Raw genomic sequence first — 17,751 nt, forward strand, 5'->3', positions numbered from 1 at the left:
CTAGCGGCGGTCCAGGATGTCCAGGAGGTAGCTGCCGTACCCGCTTTTGGCCAGCTTTGCGGCCTGCTGGCGAAGTTCGTCGTCGTTCAGGTAACCCATGCGCCACGCCACTTCTTCCGGAGCACCGATCTTCAAACCCTGCCGGTTCTCTGTGGTGCGGACATAGTTGGAGGCATCGTTCAGGTCGCTGAAGGTGCCTGTGTCCAACCAGGCGGTGCCACGTGGAAATTTCTGGACGTGCAATTGTCCCATTTCCATGTATTTCCTGTTGATGTCCGTGATTTCCAACTCCCCCCGTGGGGAAGGTTTAAGGTCCTTTGCCATGGCGACCACGGTGTTGTCATAGAAGTACAGGCCGGGGACGGCGTAGTTGCTCTTGGGCTCGGACGGTTTCTCCTCGATGGAAACCGCCAGGCCGTCGTCGTCGAACTCCACCACACCGTAGGCGGACGGGTCCTTGACCCAATACCCGAAGATGGCGCCGCCGTCGACGTTCACATAATGCCGCAGCTGGTTGCCCATGCCGGGCCCATTGAAAATGTTGTCGCCGAGGATGAGTGCCACTTTGCCGCTCCCGATGTGCTCCTCCCCCAGGATGAACGCCTGGGCAAGTCCGTCCGGCGTCGGCTGCTCCGCGTAGGTGAGGTTGATGCCGAACTGTGAACCATCGCCGAGGAGCCGCTGGAATTGCGTGGCATCTCCGGGCGTGGTGATGATCAGGACATCGCGGATTCCTGCGAGCATCAGGGTGCACAGGGGGTAATAGATCATCGGTTTGTCGAACACGGGAACCAACTGTTTGCTGATTCCGAGCGTAATGGGATGAAGCCTGGAGCCAGTCCCACCTGCAAGAATAATTCCTCGCAAACCTGCCGTCCTCACCTGTGCCCAGTGACGCCGCGGACGGCTACTCTAGGGCCATGCAGAGAATCCTTGTCACCGGCGGGGCCGGATTCATTGGATGCAACTTTGTCCACTACATCATGGAGCACACCGGCCTGCATGTCACGGTCCTGGACAAATTGACCTACGCAGGCAACCTCGAATCCCTCGCCGGGCTGCCGCCGGAACGATTCGACTTCGTCCACGGCGACATCTGCGATGCGCCCGTGGTGGACGGATTGACTGCTGCTGTCGACGCCGTGGTCCATTTCGCTGCCGAGTCCCACAACGACAACTCCCTGGCAGAACCGCGGCCATTCGTTGACACCAACGTGCTGGGTACCTTCACGCTGATCGAGGCCGCGCGGAAGCACGGCACCCGCTTCCATCACATTTCCACGGACGAAGTCTACGGAGACCTGGCCCTGGATGATCCGCATCGTTTCACCGAAGAATCCGTGTACCGTCCCACCAGTCCCTACTCGGCCACCAAAGCCGGCTCGGACCTGCTGGTACGGGCGTGGGTGCGGTCCTTTGACCTCAAAGCGACCATCAGCAACTGCTCCAACAACTATGGCCCCTACCAACACGTTGAGAAATTCATCCCGCGGCAGATCACGAACATCCTGGCAGGTGCCCGGCCCCGGCTTTACGGCCAAGGACGCAACGTCAGGGATTGGATCCACGTGGAAGACCACTCTTCGGCGGTACTCGCCATTCTCGAGGGCGGACGCGTGGGCGAGACCTACTTGATTGGAGCCGACGGCGAACGGTCCAACCGGGAGGTAGTCGAACTGCTCCTGTCCCTCACCGGCCAACCCCGCCACGCCTATGACCTGGTGGGTGACCGCCCGGGCCACGACCTCCGCTACGCCATCGACTCAGGCAAGCTTCGGAGGGAACTGGGGTGGCATCCCCGGTATTCAGACTTCGACGCCGGCCTCGCCGACACCGTCCAGTGGTACCGGGACAACGAAGCGTGGTGGCGGCCACAGAAAGCGTCGACGGAATCCAAATACGCCGGTCAAGGCCACTGAACCGTGGAACCGGTGCAGCAGTTGCGCTCAAGGACCACGACGATCCCCGGGCTGGTCCTGTTTGAGTTGCCCGTTCATGGCGATGCCAGAGGATGGTTCAAGGAAAACTGGCATCGGCAAAAGATGCTGGATGTGGGGCTGCCGGATTTCGGGCCGGTGCAAAACAACATTTCGTTCAACGCTGCGCGGGGAACTACCCGGGGTATCCACGCCGAGCCGTGGGACAAGTTCATTTCTGTGGCGTCGGGGAGGATCTTTGGAGCCTGGGTGGACCTGCGTGAAGGTCCTGGATTCGGCACGATGTTCTGCTCGGAGATGTCAGCCCGGGACGCCATTTTCGTTCCACGGGGTGTCGGCAATGCCTTCCAGACGCTGGAGGATGATACCGCGTACACGTACCTGGTCAATGACCATTGGAGTGTGGAGGCGCAGAAAGACTACACCTTCCTCAATGTTGCCGACGCACAAGCAGCAATTCCGTGGCCGATCCCCCTGGACAAGGCTGTCTTATCACCACAGGACAGGAGCCATCCCCGCTTGGCGGACGTCCTCCCCATGGAGCCGCGCCGAATACTGGTCCTCGGAGCGGACGGCCAGCTCGGCAAAGCCTTGCGGGCGGCGTTTGCAGGTGATCGGACGGTTGACTTCGCCGGCCGGTCCGGGTTCGACCTCACCTCCGGAGCATCGTATGCGGCGCGGGACTGGCGGAAGTACTCCGCCATCATCAATGCGGCAGCGTTCACGGGGGTCGACGCTGCCGAGACCGCGGATGGACGCGCAGCTGCCTGGGCCATCAACGCAACTGCGGTGGCCCGCCTGGCGAGGACCGCCGTCGAGCATTCACTGACTCTGGTCCATGTCTCCAGCGACTACGTGTTCGACGGCACCACTGACGTTCATCGGGAAGACGAAAATCCCACACCCCTGGGGGCCTACGGCCAAAGCAAGGCGGCCGGGGACATTGCCGTCTCGACCGTGCCCCGGCACTACATCGTGCGGACCAGCTGGGTGGTTGGCGAGGGGCGGAACTTTGTTCGAACCATGGCGGCGTTGGCCGCCCAGGGTGCATCCCCGACGGTAGTCGATGACCAATGGGGCCGGCTGAGCTTCGCCGACGACATCGCGGCGGGCATCCGGCATCTGCTGGAGAACCGGCCTCCCTACGGCACGTACAACATCAGCAACGGCGGGGAACGGGCAAGCTGGGCCGGCATTGCCCGGGACGTGTTCCGGCTCTGCGGCGCCGATCCCGGCCGGATCACGCCCGTCAGCACTGCGGACTATGCCAAACCCGGAACAGCGCCGCGTCCGCGAAGCAGCGTCCTGGATCTGTCGAAAATCCGCGCCACCGGATTTGACCCCCCTTCCGCGGACCAACGCCTTGCCCGCTACGTGCACGCGGTGAAACCCTAGCGGAGTTCGGCAAAACGGCTTACAGTGGCCCTACGGCAGCCCATGAAGGCAAGGCCGGGAGACACCTCAAGTAAACAAGTTGGATGGACAGCAGTTGCTGTCCACGGCGATCCAGGCAGTGCAGCAGCAGGGATCGCCGGCTCAATTGTTGTGCCCTGAGCTGGACCCTGAAGCCTGGAGAGCCGAGAATGCTGCTGCCGAAGACCGCGTCCCGAAAGGCCGCCCTCCCCCACCGTTCCACCGCCATGGAGGCACACCGCAGTTCGCTGCCGGTGACGCCACACGTTCCCCCGTCAGCCGGGACCATCCCCGACGGGACCACGGACGGCACCGGCACGTACCCGTGGGTGAATCTGGGCGGAGCACCCGTGAAACTCCTCGACTTCGAGCACGCGGTGGGCGAAATTCTCGATCGTGCAGAGGCCATGGGCGCCAAGCCGCTGGGCGTTTGTTCCGCCAACCTTGACCATATCCGCCACTTCGGCTCCCATGGCCGCTGGAATGGCACGCTGAACCAGCCTGCGGCGGTGGAGTGGCTGACACTGCTCGACGGAGCGCCGTTGGTTTCAGAAGCCGCACGGGTCACTGGTCGGCCCTGGCCCCGCCTGGCCGGCAGCGACCTTGTGGGACCCCTGTTGGACGAGGCCGAACGCCGGGGTCTGCGGGTGGGCTTCCTGGGCGGGAGCCCACAAGCGCAGGCACTGATCCGAGACAGGTTTGCCGTGGAGCGGCCGGGTTTGCGGGTCAGCGGCTGGTGGGCCCCTGAACGTTCGGTCCTGGCCAATGTGGACTCATCGTCGCTGTTGGCAGCGGATATCGCTGCCAGTGACGTCGATATCCTGGTGGTGGGCCTGGGGAAGCCCCGGCAAGAGCTGTGGATCGCCGAGTACGGGCAGTTGACGGGCGCCAAGGTCCTCCTTGCCTTCGGTGCGGTTGTTGACTTCCTCGCGGGCCGGATCAGGCGCGCCCCGGTGTGGGTGAGCTCTCATGGTTTGGAATGGGCGTGGCGACTCATGCTGGAACCGCGCAGGCTGGCGCGGCGGTACCTGGTGGACGGTCCGGGCGCCTACCTGACGCTGCGAACGTCCAGTAACGGCGCCCCGGCCGAACCAGGGCCGGACCCGGAGCCGGGTGGCCCGTCACCAGCCGTTTCGACCGCCCCGGAGGACGGGCCCAGCCGTGCTCCGGGGCAGTTCATCCCGGCCGGGCCCGTGGACGTCGCCGTCGTTGTGGTGACCTACAACAACGCCGACGACGTCGAAGCGTTGGTGGCCAGCCTCCGCGCCGAGGCAAGCGGGCAATCCATCAGGGTTGTGGTGGCCGATAACTCCCCGGACGACCAGACCATGGCCGAACTGCGGCGTCATCCAGACGTCATCGCCGTCCGTACCGGCGGGAACCTCGGATATGCAGGAGGAATCAATGCGGCCATGCGGGTGGCCGGGACCGCGGATGCCTACCTCATCCTCAACCCGGACCTGCGGGTGGAGCCGGGCGCAATAGCACTCATGCGGCGACGGATGGCAGTGTCCGGCGCAGGCATGGTGGTGCCGGTCCTCCTGGACGACGACGGCAGCGTCTACCCATCGCTGCGGCGGGAGCCGGGAGTCCTGCGAGCGCTTGGTGATGCCGCTTTTGGCGGCCGGGTGCGGGGCCGGCCGGAATGGTTGTCCGAGATGGACTTCGATCCTGAAAGTTATCTGCATGCTCATCGTGTTGATTGGGCGACAGGTGCTGCGCTCTTGATCAGTTCGGACACCGCAGGGGCCGTGGGTGAGTGGGATGAGCAGTTCTTCCTGTACTCCGAAGAGACCGATTATTGCCGACGGGTGCGCGAGTCGGGCCGTTCCATTTGGTGTGAGCCGCTGGCCCGCATGTGGCATGAACGTGGGGGTTCAGGGACGTCGCCCCAGTTGACGGCGCTGATGTCCGTGAACCGGCTGAGGTATGCGGGTAAGTATTGTGGCCGCGGGACGTTGGCGGCGTTTACTGCGGTGGTCCTGGCTGCTGAGCTTGTCCGCCTGCATCAGCCGGGGCACCGTCAGGCTGCCCTTGCGGTGGTTGACCGCAGGCGGTGGGATAGGTTGCCGCGCGCTACCCGGGGAGAGGTGTCCCCGTTGACGGGCGCGGCGCCACCATCGGGTGCGGTGATTATTCCGGCTCACAACGAAGAAGCGGTCATTGCCAGGACTTTGGAGTCGTTGGGGGGTGTCATCTCCTGGGGCACCGTGGAGGTCATTGTGGCGTGCAACGGGTGTACGGACGGGACGGAAGGGGTGGCCGCGGGTTTCCCGGGGGTCCGTGTGCTGCACGTGGATGCTGCTTCCAAGGCTGCTGCCTTGAATGCGGCAGACCAGGCGGCGGGGCGGTGGCCCCGCCTGTATCTCGATGCTGACATAGAGGTCACCTCCGAGGCCGTCTGCGCGGTCCTGACGGCCCTTGCCGATGGGCCGTTGCTGGCTGCCCGCCCGGCCTTCCGTTATGACACCAGGGGTGCTTCGGCGCTGGTGAAGTGCTATTACCGGGCGCGGGTCCGGGTGCCTTCCAATGCCCACGGGCTTTGGGGCGCGGGGGCCTATGCGCTCAGTGAGGCCGGGCACGACCGACTGGGAGTGTTTCCGTCACTGACCGGTGATGACTACTTCGTGGACCGGCTCTTCAGCGGAGTGGAGAAGGCAGTGCTGCCGACGGTGCCAGTGGTGGTCCGGACGCCAAGGACGCGGGCGGCCCTGCTGGCTGTTCTTCGGCGGACCTACCGCGGCAATGCCGAGCAGGATGGGCTTGAGGCGGAGGCCCCGACGTCGCGTACTGCCCGGGAGCTTCTGTCCTCTGTCAGGGGTCCGCTGTCCGCGGTTGACGCCGTCGTTTACGCTGCCTTCGCTGGTGCGGGCCGCGGTCGTCCGCTAGCGGGACGCAACCGGGCGGCAACGTGGGAACGGGATGACAGCAGCCGGTAGTCAGAAGCCGCAGCTCCCGCCTCCGTCGATGCGGTAGAGGTGAACGGCGTTCCCGTCGGCAAAGGTGTCGGTGAAGGTGCCGTTCACCACCGGGATGCTCCGGTTTTCGTCAATCACGACGGCGGTGCTGCCGCCGCATTGGATGTGGAAGCCTGCCTGGCCGCCGGCGTTGCTGTTCGCCCCGGCGAAGATGTAGACCTTCCCGTCATGGAGTTTGGTGGTGAAGTCAACGGGGCCGGTGGCTGCGGTGGCGCCGTCGAGGAAGGGGCCGTTAAGGACAGGGGCGAGGTCTGTGATTTGTCGGTTGAGGGCCGTCACTGTGGGACGCACTGCCACTCCGCAGTCGCGCAGGACGTGTTGGGAGATGCAGTCACCTCCGAAGTTGTGGTTGAAGTAGATGACTCCCCGGGCTCCGTGGATCAGGCTGCTCCAGACCGCTGCCCTGATCTGGGGCGCGGTGATGGTGGTGGCGTCGGGCGAGTCCTTGAAGGGGTGGCCGGCTTCGACGAAGGCCCAGATGGGGGTGCGGTTGCCGGCTGCTTGCAGGGTCCGGATCCTTTCGATGGTCCAGCCGTAGTTTGCGGCCAGCCGGCATTCAGCCGGTGTCAGGTCACGGGTGTATTTGACGATCGCACCGCCTTCGCCTTTGGCGCAGATGCTGGGGTCGGTGAACCAGTAGGTATCGGCGGACACGAGGTCCTGGATACCTTTGAAGAACTCCACTGACTCCTCGTCCGAGAGCCAGAACGCCACTCCCTTGCCGTAGTTGGCGTAGAGCATCGCTCCCCGGGGTGCGGCTGCACGCCGTTCCTTCTGGACCGTGTACCCGCATTTGCTGTCTTCCGGCACGCACAGGGGACCTTCGCCGGGATACTTTCCTGTCCACGGAGCACTGCCCGGGCCGGCCCACATGTCTACTTCGTCGCTGAGGGCAAATCCGGAGGCATCTGCGGAATCGAACGTTGGTATGGCGTACATGCCCGAGGCCTTGACCAGTTGCAGGTCAGAGTTGGCCGTCAGCTCGACGTAGGTGTTGAGTCCGGCTTCCTTATCCAGCGCAATGTTGCCCTTGTCCAGGACGCTTTCGAACCACACGGCGATCGGGAAGAACGACGGGTCGGGAGGAAGGCCGTCCCTGAACTGTGCGTAGTAGCCGGCACCACCATCGACGGGTCGAAGTGTCACGCCGTCATAGCTCGCAGCGGACGTCGTGGGGCTGGGTGGGCCACCGGCCGGGGCGGCCGTTCCGGGGAAGGGTGGCACCCCGCTGGCTGCCGCAACTGCGAGGGCAAGGCTGACCAGAACAGTCCCGCCCACGACGCCTGCTGTCCTTGCTTTCACGGACTACCTTTCAGGCAGATGTTTCCTTGACGGGAGACTTGGCATTGCTGCGGGACCGCAGGGATTCGCCAAGGGGGCCGTTTCCTGCGAAAAGCCGGTCCGCCTCTGCAGGCTCCAGGATTTCCTTGACGGTGAGCTCATCGAGGCCCGGCACCACTGGCGGTTCCTTTGGATCAGGCTCATGGTCCTCGTCCCGGCGACGGGCCTTCTTTCGCCGCTCCCCTGCCGGAGACGCTGCACGGGCCCGCATCCGTGAGGATTCCAGGCCCCGGGCTATGGACACTGCTCCAAAGGTGAGCACGACACCGGCCACCAGGACCACGATCAGTGACCGCAGACGGCTGGAGAACTGCTCGGTGGCGTTGTCCGGGGCGGCAACCATGAGGGATGTGTAGAGGAATCGCTCATCAGCGCCGTTGATGGACTGGATGGCCAGGAGATCAGCCTCCAGCCGGGCCCCCAGGGCCTTGACGGTGGCAACCGCCTTTTCCTTGCTCTCTGAAGCCGCTGAAATCTCGATCAGGAATGAAGCTGGTGGTCGTTGGACCGTGAAGTCAGTGCTCAGTCCCTCCCGCAGAAGGGCATCGCCGGTGGTGTCATCATTCAACCTTGTGCCAACTACCTGGGCAATCAGCGAGGAATCGGCTGATCGGAGGTACGGGTTGTCCGAGTTGAGCAGGTTCAGTGCCGGGTTTTTCTCCAGCTCCGCGGAGGTCGGGATTTTTGGATTGACGATCGCGTAGGTTGCCTTGGCTTCATAGGAGCGTGGGGCGAAGGAGTACACGTAGATGGCTGCGAGCGCTGTCACCAGCAGGACAGGAAGCACGATGAACTTGTGGTGCCACAACGTCTTGATGACTGCTACCGGGTCCATGTGATCGCCTCGACATTCGGAGTGGAAGGTTTACAGGTGGGGCCGTTAAGCGGCGGACCGCTGGTGTTCTTGTCGGGAGCTTTGGTCTCCCTGAGCTCGATTTCACGGCGGATCATGATCCATGCGCCTCCTCCGAGGCCGACGATGAAGGGATATACCAGGGCAAAAACGGGGAAGGCCATGGAGTCGAAGGTCAGTGAGCACCCGGCGGCGACCGCGCCTGCGGCTGCTGTTGCTCCGGCAAGGCAGCGGAGCGCCGGGATCCTGGAGGCGCGGGCGGCGATGATCGAGGACGTGGCCGGCAGGATCAGGTAGGCCACCATGCCGATGAAGCCGACCAGGCCCAGGGTCACCAGTGAGTTGAGGTACTGGTTGTCCAGGATGTAGAGGGCGTTGTCCGGCATGTAGTTTCCTGGCCCCAGTCCCAGGAAGGGCAGCTCACCGAACATCTCGGCCACGCGGGGGTAGTTGTTGGTGCGGGTTGTCAATGATGGGTCGCTGTCCCCGGCCGTGAAGGACGATGTCAGGGTTCCCACCAGTCCCGGGATGGCAACGAACAGTGCCGCCATGGCAGCAGGCGCTGCGACAACGGCCCATCGCCGCGCTGAGCGGGGCAGGAACGGGATAAACACCATCATTCCCAGGAACAGTCCGAGGACACCGGACCGTGAAACGGTGGAGGCAATGGCTACGATCAGCAGGGCTGTGCCGGTCCAGTGGAACCATTTGTAGCCGGTTCGGTCATAGAGTGCCCGCCAGATGGACAAGGGCAGGAGCATGGCGCATACAACGGCCAGCTCGATGGAGTGGAAGGTGCTTCCGGCGACGCGTGTCATCAGGCCACGTACTTGGAAGGCCGTGTTTCCGCCGTTGTCGGTGAATCCCGGCATCACTTCCTGGATCCAAAGCATGGGGTTGATCCGGAAAAGGAACTGGATGAGTGCCACGACGCAGCAGAAGAAGGCACCGGCGAGGATGGCCCGGACCAACGACATGGCGTTGTCCAGGGTGCGGATGGTTTCGCTGGTCACCAATGCGATCCCGCCGCAGGCAAGGATGAGGATCAGCCAGCGGTCTGCCGCCGCTTGGGCGGATACGTTGGTGTTGCCTGTGAAGCCGGAGAACAGTGCCACGTAGGACGCGCATGTTCCCACCCACAGCAGTCCCAACCCCAACCGTCCCGGGTTCCTGGTCCGCAGTGGATTGTGCAGCCCGAAAAAAGCTGAGCAGAGCCAAAATACCAGCAGCAGGAGGGCAAGCATGATGGGGACTGTCCCTACGGCTCCTATGGGTTTGACCACCATGTTGGAGGGGAAGAAAAACACAGCGAAGGCCGTAAATTTCAGCAGGAGGCTTATCTGACCGGTGCCCGTGGTCCCCTCAAGGTCTCGAAGGCCGATGTCCCTGGCCGGAGGGAAGGCCAGGATCTTCTTCATCCGTTTCATGTCCTGCCTCCTTGCAGGGCATCCCGGGGGTCCTCTTGTTGCAGCCGGGCACAGGCTGTTTCCAGGAAACGGGCAAAGGAGTTACGGGTATCGGCCCAGTCCAGCCGTTGCCTGTCCGCGATGGCCTTGGCCCGTTCCTCGATGCATGGCGCGCTGACGACTTCCGCGAGCGCGGCAGCGAGCCCGGCAGGGGTCGGAGGCGCCCATACGGCGTCGGGGTCTTTGAGAAGCCCTGAGGCGAACGACGCATGGTTCATGACCGGGACGTTTCCTGCTGCGAGGAGCTCACCGGGGACCAAGGAAATGTTGGTGAAGGAAATAGCCAAACCGGCGATCGTTTGGTTGTACAGCTCGTTCAGTTCTTCTGGCGGGAGGTTGCCGTGGTTCGTCACGGGAATGTCCCACCCGGTGACGGTGTCGCCGTACAGGTGGATTTCCTGTTCGGGATGGAGCGTATGGAAGCGTTCCAGGGCCAGCTTGGCCAGGAGGTAGCCGCGCCGGTCCACCTTCTTCTTCGCGTAATAGACCACTCCGCTCCGTGGGACCCGGTTTGTGGGATGCAGGAGTCGGTAGGTGCCGGTGTCGCACCCGAAAGGGATGATGGTTTCCGGGCCTTGGCCGATCTCTGCCTGCATGACCTCGGCGATCATCCCACCCAGCGCCACGTTGGTCAGTCCCAGGCGATAGCTGTCCTCTGCCAGTGCGTAGAGGAATCCTCGGGGGTGGAAATAGGGTTCGTAGTCCTGGATGAAATAGAAGAGGTGGACGCCGCGCGGTGCCCGTCCAGCGACAGCGTGTGCCGTAGGCCAGGAACTGGCAACCAGTGCGTCCACCCCTTCCATCCCATATGTGGCGCTGCGAACCCCGGCACGCAGCGCCGGCCAGTGGCGGTGGATGGTCTCTTGATGGCGGCTGGTGTCGTCATCGTTGGTGTCGTAGAGGAACAAGGTGCACTGGTGGCCCCGTAGTTCCATCTCCTCCACCATCCTGAAGAAGGTGGTGTGTCCCCCCGAACCGGGAGACGGCGGAGTGCAGACCCAGCCCACGTTGAGGCTGCCGCTCTTAGCGGGTGCCGGTGGGGAGGGCCGGACAAGGGAACGGGAGTCCATGATGTCTTCCTCCCGCAAGGGAAGCCCCGGCTCGGCCAGCTGCCAGGCCTCCACGGCTGCGCTGGCAAGCCTGGCCGCCACCGTGCGGGCCACAGGACGCCAGCCATCCCTGCGGAGCCTTTTCGCTACCAAGCGCGCTGTAGACATTGCCGGCTGTATCATCGCTGGCCTGCGCTTTCGGGACGCCCCGCGATGGATGGCCCCGGTGTGCCGGCCTTGACTCTGAGCAGCCCGCGGACTTCCGCCACAAGCTGTTGTCCCTGGCGGAATGTCAGGAGGACGTAAAGGACTGAACCAACAAGTGTGCCCGCAGCGAGGGCCATGGCCGGGTTGGCCATCCCTTGTGTGGCCAGCCAGGCAGCAGCCCCAGCCAAGGAGGCCGCCACGAGTGGCCGGATGCTTCCCCGAAGGAGCTTCCACGCGCTGGTGTGCAGGACTGATGTCAAGGATGTGACGTAGACGGGAATGACCACCAGGCAGGCCACCGCTGCGTGGGCGATCCCGGCACCGGCAATACCCCACCAAGTGATCCCCAGGAACAGCGCCGGCGTGAGGGTCGCGAGCCAGGCCACCTGGACCCAAAAGAGCCATCCGGTGCGGCCGGCGCCCACGCTTAGGTCGGCGAAGAGTTCCACCAGGATCCTGGTGGCCCCAAATACTCCCAACGTGGCAAGTGCAATCCCCGCCGGTGCCCAGGCCCCACCGTAGGCGGTCACGATCAAGGGATGCGCCAGCGCTGTCACCATCGCCGAGATCGGAAAGGCGCAGTAGGAAACACCGGTCACGAACTTGCTGGCCAGCGCACCGAGGGTGCCCTCGGAGTAGAGCCTGCCGAACGTTGGCACCGCAGTGGCTCGGATGACCGCTGTGATGACCGAACTTGGCAGCCCCGCCAGGTTGAATGCCAGCAGATAGAGCCCCAGGGCCGTTGGATCCAGCATCCGGCCAATCAGCAGATAGTCCACATTCAGGGTCACGAACACCACGAGGTTGGCCATCGCCAGCGGCATGCCCAACCGCAGGATCTCCACAGCGGCCACCCTGTCAAAACCGGGCGCGTACCTTTTCGGCGTAATCATCCAATACCCGGCCATCGCCACCAGCTGTCCGCCGACCCTGGACCACGCGAGCGCCATGGCACCCCAGCCGTCCAAAGCCATCGGCACCACGAGCACCAGCACAGTTACCAGGCTGCACAGGTCGACGACGACCCGCGGCTTTTGCAGGAACTCCCGCCACACCATGGTGGAGGGTACGGCGCCGATTCCCTGCAGGAGAATGGTGATCGAGAGAACCTGGATCACCGGCGTCGCGGCCGGGTCATCGAAGGCAGCCGCCAAGGAGGGTGCGAGCACGATGGCGGCCGCGGTCATGATTCCGCTGGTCACCAAGGCGATGGAGAAGACCGTGGGGGCGATCTTGTCCGGGTCCCCGGTGCCGCGGGCCAAGGAGGCAGTCGCGCCGAGCTCAGCCATGTTCGTGGCAACGGTCTGCACCACAATGGCTACCGCGAGCGCTCCGAAGTGTTCCGGCGCCATCAGCCGGGCCACGATGATGGTGGTGGCAAACTGCACGACCCTGCCCAGTGCCATGTTGACGCCGCCCCACAGCGTGGCGCTCGCAGCCCGGTTGCCCAGCGTGCGGTCCTGCCCGTTCAGCGTCGTCATGAGATTCCTGTCATGGCCCAGATGCGCCAACGGACACGGTCCAGTTGGCTGCGGACGTACCCGGAGGCCAGCCGCACGGCGCCGGGTTTGTGGCCGCGGTTCGCCCGGATAATCCTGGCCTGCAAGGCGTTGGCCCGGTGGACGTTCCCAGGGACCTCGTGGAGGCACTCGATGAACTTGCGCAGCTCGACGGCAGCTTCCACGGATCCGCCGCCGTTGATTTCCTTGAACCCCAAGTGTGCGGCTTCCTTGCTCAGGGCACACTTGGCCCGCTGCAACTGCCTCGCACGGATTTTGGGGCTGGTGGGAAACCGGGGATCCTCGAGGACCCGGAAGGCTTCCAGCCGGTGTTTGAGGTCAACGGCGGCTGCGGCGAACTCGGTCTGGTGCATGTTGGCCCCATGGACCCGGTAAAACGCCTGGACGGGTCCGTTGATCCGGCCCACATCCCAGGAGCCTGCGGCCCGCAACCAATACTCCAGGTCCCCGGAGTGCGGAAGCATGGTGCTGTAAGCCCCAACGCTGAGCACGGCAGCGGTCCTCATGACCACTTCGGGGGAAAGGATGAAGTTCCTCCCCCGGGCGCATGCCAGCGAAACCCAGGCTTTGCCCTCCCAGACAGTCCACGTGGTGCGTTCGTGCAGGGGAACGGCCGGAGGTCGTTCCGTGAAGTCCCGGGGGAGGCCGTAGACCATACCTACCCGCGGGTTGGCCTCCATCAAGGCCGCGGCCCGGGACAACGCACCGGGAGCGATCACGTCATCGGCAGACAGGAGCGTGACATACCGGCCCCGCGCCCTGGACAGCCCGTCGTTGTACGTCGCGATGTGCCCCTGGTTGCTTTCGTGCAGGACAACAGTGATGCGGGGGTCCTCCGATGCCAGCCGCCACGCCACGGCGGCGCTGCCATCGGTGGAGGCATCATCGACCACGATGACCTCCACATCCACGCCGTCCTGGGACAACGCACTGGCCACAGCTTCAGGGAGGTAATGTCCGTAGTTGTAGCAAGGCACCACCACGGACACGCTCGCAGGGTGCAGCAGAGGTATGGGCCGCATCAGTTTCATAGGATGCCCTCCAGGGCAGGAGAATTTCCCCGCCTGATCACCCGTGCCGGTACTCCGGCCCAGGTCTCGTCCTCAGGCACGTCGGTCAAAACGGCGGCACCCATCCCGATGGTGGCCTTCGCGCCGATGGATGTGCGCTCGCGGACGCTGGCGTTCATGCCGATGTAGGCGGCCCTGCCGATGTGGACGTTTCCTCCGAGCGAGACGCCGGAGGCGAACGTCGCGAAATCGCTGATCTCGTCGTCGTGGGTGAACGTGACACCCGGCATGGCGACAACATGGTTGCCGACGCTCACGGATGCGGTCATGCTCACATGTGCCAAAAGGATGCTGCCCCTGCCGATCATGCAGCCCTCGGGCACCTGGACGGAAGGATCGATGGCGGTGGCGTAGCGCTTTTCATCCAGTCCGAGGGTCCGGAGCCGCATCACGACGCTTTCGCGGCCCGCTCCGGAGCCGATGCAGACGAGCAGGAGTGCATGGGGGAATTTGAGTGCGTCGCGGATGGGGCCGAGCACATGTGCACCGTCCACCACCCGCCCGAGTTTGTCTTCGTCGTCGTCGAGGATGCCAATGACGTCAAAGGGTCCGCTGCTGCGGACCATGGCCAGGACTTCCCTGGCCAAGCCGCTCGCTGCGATGAGGAGAAGTTCACTCATGCCGGTCACCCCGCTGCCCGAAGCACGGAATCGATGACGCGGACCTGGTCGTGCAATGAGAGCTGGTGGTAAAGGGGCAGGATGAGGGTGTGGTCCGTCAACCATTCGGTGGCGTCCAAAGCGGCGCCGCCGGTATCTTTGCCCGCATACGCCGGTTGGCGGTGGGCTGCCATGATGCCGCGCCGCGCGGAGATCCCGTCGTCGGCCAAAAGGGACATCAACCCGTCCCGTCCCACAGGGAAACCTGGTCCTACTTCAAGCCAGCAGGACTGGAAATTGCTGATCCCGTAGGTCGGGTCAGTGACCATGCGCAAGCCCTCGACGCCGGCAAAGGCGTGGGCGTACGTGGCGGCCAGTTCCCGTCGCCGCCGGATGGCTTCGCGAAGCCTGCCCAGCTGGACGATTCCGACGGCGGCCTGAAGGTCGGTCATGCGGTAGTTGAACCCGATCTCGCGGTACTCTTCCGCGGGGGCGAGAATGCTGGCGTGGCGGTCTGCGGCAGAAACGCTCATGGCGTGTTCACGCAGGCGCCGTGAGGTGTCCGCGAAGTCCTGCCGTGAGGTGGTGAGCATGCCGCCCTCTCCTGTGGTGAGGACCTTGCGGGGGTGGAAGGACCAGGCGGCCACTTCCGCGCCGGCCCCTACCGGCCGGCCGTGATAGCGGGAACCGATGGCGCAGGCAGCATCTTCCACCACGGTAATGCCGCGGGGGTCGCAGAGCGCGCGGATGGGATCGAGATCAACAGGGACTCCGCCCTGATCCACGGCGATGACTGCCTTGGTTGCCGGAGTCAGGGCGGCCTGCACGGTCTCAACTGTGACGCAACCGGTCGTGACGTCGACGTCGGCGAACACCGGACGGGCGCCCACGTACGTTACTGCGTTCGCTGTGGCGATGAAGGAGAAGGACGGAACCACCACGTCGTCACCCGCGCCCACGCCGGCCACCAGGAGGGCGAGGTGCAGGGCGGTGGTGCAGCTGGAGGTCGCGACAGCGTAGCCTGCTTGTTGCTCCGTGCAGAAGGCTTCTTCGAATTCGCGGACTTTGGGGCCTTGGGCTACCCACCCTGAGGCGATGACCTCGGCCACGGCCTGGGCTTCCTCCTCACCCAGCCAGGGCTTCATGACATCGATGCGTCCCAAGCGCGTCCCGGACACGGTCATCGCGCACCAACTACCGGAGACCCGGGCTGGTTGGCGGTCCGGGCGGCTGCGATTTCCTCGCGCAGCGGCTCCCACCACGTCACCAGCGAGCGCAGCCCGTCTTCCAGGCCGACGGCAGCCTCGAAACCGAGGTCCTTCCGTGCTGCCGAGACGTCGGCGAGGCGCCGCGCGACACCGTTGACGGCCCTTTCCGGTCCGTGGTCCAGGTGCAAGGGGGAACCCATGACATCCAGCAGGGTTTGGGCCAGCCCGGCAAGGCTGGTTTCGGTGCCGCTGGCGATGTTGTAGACCCCTTCAGTGACATCGCTGGTCGCGGCCAGAACGTTGGCCCGGGCGACATCGGCGGTGTGGATGAAGTCCATCGTCTGCTCTCCGCTGCCGAAGATCAGCGGCGGTTGCCCATCGACGATGCGCTCCATCCAACGGACCAGCACTTCGGTGTACAGGCCGTGCACGTCCATCCGTGGGCCGTAAACGTTGAAGTACCTCAGGGCCACGTAGTTCAGGCCGGACATGGCCCGGAAACTTCTGGCCATTCCTTCGTTGAACGATTTTGCGGCACCGTAGAACGTGTCGTTGTTGTGGTGGTGGTGGCGTTCGCTGGTGGGGAACTCCTCGGCCATGCCATAGACGGAGGCACTGGAGGCCAGGATGAGTTTCTCCAGCGGGTGTCCGGCAGCGGCCTCGAGCACGTTGAACGTTCCGTCCACCAGTACTTCGAGTGCCAGCCGGGGTTCCTCGGCACACTGGGTGATGCGGATGGCGGCCTGGTGGAATACCAGGTCCTTGCCGCGGGTGAGGTCGTGTACAAGGTCGCGGTCCCGAAGGTCCCCTTTGACGAGGTCCACCCGTTCGCTGGCCAAGGCGTTGTCCAGGTTCGCCAGGCGTCCCCGCACCAGGTTGTCCAGTACGTCGACGTGCGCCGCGCCGGCGTCGAGCAGTTGGTCAACGAGCGTGGATCCTATGGTTCCGGCGCCACCCGTGACCAGGATGTTGGCGCCGAGCAGCTCTTTCACCGCACTACCTGGAGATTGACCTCGTTGCCGGCCACCACGGTGGACTGCCCGTCAGTGCTCAGGCTCTGGGTAACCGCCTCCAGTACTGACAGGACGCGGAGCCCGGATTCGCCGCTGGTGCGCGGCATGGTGTGGTTCCGGATGGACGTTGCCAGTTCTGCCACCACTTGGCCCAAAGGCTCGCGTTCCTGCAGCGCAGGCGACCAGGTGTCGCCAAGGCGGTAGGAAATGGCGGATGTCCGTTTGTCCGCCGCTGACCTCGGCTGGTGTTCCAGGCTGACCCCGCGGTCGTAGACGCTCAGGCGTTGCTGCGGGTTGAGGTCATCCCATACCAAGGTCCTCTTTGACCCGCCGATGATCATCTGCCGGATCTTGGTGGGGCTGAGCCAGTTCACGTGGATGTGCACCATGGCGTCGTTGGGCAAGCCGAACGTCAGATGTCCCACGCAGTCCCGGCCCGTGCCCAAGGGGTCTGCCCCATGGGCTGCGATCTCGGTGGGGTGCAATCCTCCCGGCAGGACGAAGTCAAGGATGGAAAGATCATGTGGGGCAAGGTCCCAGAAGACGTTGACGTCCGGTTGGACGAGTCCCAGGTTGATCCGGACCGAGTCGACGTAGAGGATGTCGCCCAGGGCCCCGCTGGCCACGAGCTCCTGGATCTTCAGGACTGCGGGAGTGAAGCAGTAGGTATGGTCCGCCATCAGCACCAGTCCCCTGGACTTGGCTTCCTCCACCATTTCAAGGCCTTTCGCCCGGCTGTCTGCCAGTGGCTTTTCCACCAGGACATGTTTCCCGGCCCGAAGCGCTGTCATCACCACGCCGTGATGGGTATGGGCAGGTGTCGCTACAGCGACGGCGTCCAGGTTGTAGGTGTCCAACAGTTCGTCCAAGGATTCGACGACGGCCACGCCGCCTACCGTTTCGGCCAGCCTGAGGCCCCTTTCGACGTCAAGGTCGCAAATGGCCACCAGGTCCCAGTCGGGGCTGGCTTTCAGGTTCCTGGCGAGGTTGGGTCCCCAATACCCTGCCCCTACCACGGCGATGCGAAGCCTTGGCCGCAGTGCCTGGCCGTTCAGTTGTCCTGATGGAATAGTTCGTATGCTCATTTCCCACTCGAC

General features: G+C 64.2%; 14 protein-coding genes. 3 read left to right on the top strand and 11 right to left on the bottom strand.

Annotated features, from left to right (window positions below):
- Positions 1 to 867, bottom strand: a complete 867-nt coding sequence (gene rfbA / locus QF015_RS01285) for a glucose-1-phosphate thymidylyltransferase RfbA (RefSeq protein WP_310204721.1) — start codon at positions 865 to 867, stop codon at positions 1 to 3.
- Between the two features lie 53 nt (positions 868 to 920).
- On the opposite strand from rfbA, the gene rfbB reads away from it, so the two are divergent.
- The 3 genes from rfbB (at position 921) to QF015_RS01300 (ending at position 6,289) form a co-directional block, all read left to right on the top strand.
- On the top strand, positions 921 to 1,919 hold the full coding sequence (rfbB, locus tag QF015_RS01290) for a dTDP-glucose 4,6-dehydratase (protein ID WP_310204724.1): 999 nt from the start codon (positions 921 to 923) through the stop codon (positions 1,917 to 1,919).
- Positions 1,920 to 1,922: 3 nt separating this feature from the next.
- Positions 1,923 to 3,332, top strand: a complete 1,410-nt coding sequence (locus QF015_RS01295; RefSeq protein ID WP_310204727.1) for a bifunctional dTDP-4-dehydrorhamnose 3,5-epimerase family protein/NAD(P)-dependent oxidoreductase — start codon at positions 1,923 to 1,925, stop codon at positions 3,330 to 3,332.
- Positions 3,333 to 3,520: 188 nt separating this feature from the next.
- Positions 3,521 to 6,289: a WecB/TagA/CpsF family glycosyltransferase gene (locus QF015_RS01300; protein WP_429386352.1), complete on the top strand. Its 2,769-nt coding sequence runs from the start codon at positions 3,521 to 3,523 to the stop codon at positions 6,287 to 6,289.
- Here QF015_RS01300 and QF015_RS01305 read toward each other — a convergent pair whose 3' ends face one another.
- The 10 genes from QF015_RS01305 to QF015_RS01350 are packed head-to-tail and all read right to left on the bottom strand — an operon-like array spanning position 6,290 to position 17,739.
- Positions 6,290 to 7,630, bottom strand: a complete 1,341-nt coding sequence (locus QF015_RS01305) for a hypothetical protein (RefSeq protein WP_310204732.1) — start codon at positions 7,628 to 7,630, stop codon at positions 6,290 to 6,292.
- 10 nt (positions 7,631 to 7,640) lie between these two features.
- On the bottom strand, positions 7,641 to 8,504 hold the full coding sequence (locus QF015_RS01310; protein WP_310204735.1) for a chain-length determining protein: 864 nt from the start codon (positions 8,502 to 8,504) through the stop codon (positions 7,641 to 7,643).
- Positions 8,492 to 9,949, bottom strand: a complete 1,458-nt coding sequence (locus tag QF015_RS01315) for an O-antigen ligase family protein (RefSeq protein WP_310204738.1) — start codon at positions 9,947 to 9,949, stop codon at positions 8,492 to 8,494. The genes QF015_RS01310 and QF015_RS01315 overlap by 13 nt, the downstream gene beginning before the upstream one ends.
- On the bottom strand, positions 9,946 to 11,205 hold the full coding sequence (locus QF015_RS01320) for a glycosyltransferase family 1 protein (protein ID WP_429386357.1): 1,260 nt from the start codon (positions 11,203 to 11,205) through the stop codon (positions 9,946 to 9,948). Before QF015_RS01320 ends, QF015_RS01315 begins: the two co-directional genes overlap by 4 nt.
- Before the next feature lie 11 nt (positions 11,206 to 11,216).
- Positions 11,217 to 12,725: an oligosaccharide flippase family protein gene (locus QF015_RS01325; protein WP_429386360.1), complete on the bottom strand. Its 1,509-nt coding sequence runs from the start codon at positions 12,723 to 12,725 to the stop codon at positions 11,217 to 11,219.
- Entirely contained in the window at positions 12,722 to 13,786 is a 1,065-nt protein-coding gene (locus QF015_RS01330; protein WP_310204748.1) for a glycosyltransferase family 2 protein, read from the bottom strand. The genes QF015_RS01325 and QF015_RS01330 overlap by 4 nt, the downstream gene beginning before the upstream one ends.
- A 5-nt stretch (positions 13,787 to 13,791) precedes the next feature.
- The gene (locus QF015_RS01335) at positions 13,792 to 14,454 is read right to left on the bottom strand and encodes an acetyltransferase (protein ID WP_310204751.1); all 663 of its coding nucleotides are present in this window, start codon (positions 14,452 to 14,454) and stop codon (positions 13,792 to 13,794) included.
- A gap of 5 nt (positions 14,455 to 14,459) precedes the next feature.
- On the bottom strand, positions 14,460 to 15,617 hold the full coding sequence (locus QF015_RS01340) for a DegT/DnrJ/EryC1/StrS family aminotransferase (RefSeq protein WP_429386363.1): 1,158 nt from the start codon (positions 15,615 to 15,617) through the stop codon (positions 14,460 to 14,462).
- The gene (locus QF015_RS01345; RefSeq protein ID WP_429386364.1) at positions 15,614 to 16,633 is read right to left on the bottom strand and encodes an NAD-dependent epimerase/dehydratase family protein; all 1,020 of its coding nucleotides are present in this window, start codon (positions 16,631 to 16,633) and stop codon (positions 15,614 to 15,616) included. The genes QF015_RS01340 and QF015_RS01345 overlap by 4 nt, the downstream gene beginning before the upstream one ends.
- Positions 16,630 to 17,739: a Gfo/Idh/MocA family protein gene (locus QF015_RS01350; RefSeq protein ID WP_310204761.1), complete on the bottom strand. Its 1,110-nt coding sequence runs from the start codon at positions 17,737 to 17,739 to the stop codon at positions 16,630 to 16,632. The genes QF015_RS01345 and QF015_RS01350 overlap by 4 nt, the downstream gene beginning before the upstream one ends.
- Between the last annotated feature and the right edge of the window lie 12 nt (positions 17,740 to 17,751).

It is taken from the genome of Paenarthrobacter sp. TE4293 (assembly GCF_050435325.1).
GTDB lineage: Bacteria > Actinomycetota > Actinomycetes > Actinomycetales > Micrococcaceae > Arthrobacter > Arthrobacter nitroguajacolicus_C.

Bases quoted from the DNA above. Each gene is read 5' to 3' on its own strand.
- QF015_RS01350 (WP_310204761.1), bottom strand. From the start codon at position 17,739: ATGAGCATACGAACTATTCCATCAGGACAACTGAACGGCCAGGCACTG.
- QF015_RS01325 (WP_429386360.1), bottom strand. From the start codon at position 12,725: ATGACGACGCTGAACGGGCAGGACCGCACGCTGGGCAACCGGGCTGCG.
- QF015_RS01310 (WP_310204735.1), bottom strand. From the start codon at position 8,504: ATGGACCCGGTAGCAGTCATCAAGACGTTGTGGCACCACAAGTTCATC.
- QF015_RS01340 (WP_429386363.1), bottom strand. From the start codon at position 15,617: ATGACCGTGTCCGGGACGCGCTTGGGACGCATCGATGTCATGAAGCCC.
- QF015_RS01335 (WP_310204751.1), bottom strand. From the start codon at position 14,454: ATGAGTGAACTTCTCCTCATCGCAGCGAGCGGCTTGGCCAGGGAAGTC.
- QF015_RS01320 (WP_429386357.1), bottom strand. From the start codon at position 11,205: ATGTCTACAGCGCGCTTGGTAGCGAAAAGGCTCCGCAGGGATGGCTGG.
- QF015_RS01300 (WP_429386352.1), top strand. From the start codon at position 3,521: ATGCTGCTGCCGAAGACCGCGTCCCGAAAGGCCGCCCTCCCCCACCGT.
- rfbB (WP_310204724.1), top strand. From the start codon at position 921: ATGCAGAGAATCCTTGTCACCGGCGGGGCCGGATTCATTGGATGCAAC.
- QF015_RS01315 (WP_310204738.1), bottom strand. From the start codon at position 9,949: ATGAAACGGATGAAGAAGATCCTGGCCTTCCCTCCGGCCAGGGACATC.
- QF015_RS01330 (WP_310204748.1), bottom strand. From the start codon at position 13,786: ATGCGGCCCATACCTCTGCTGCACCCTGCGAGCGTGTCCGTGGTGGTG.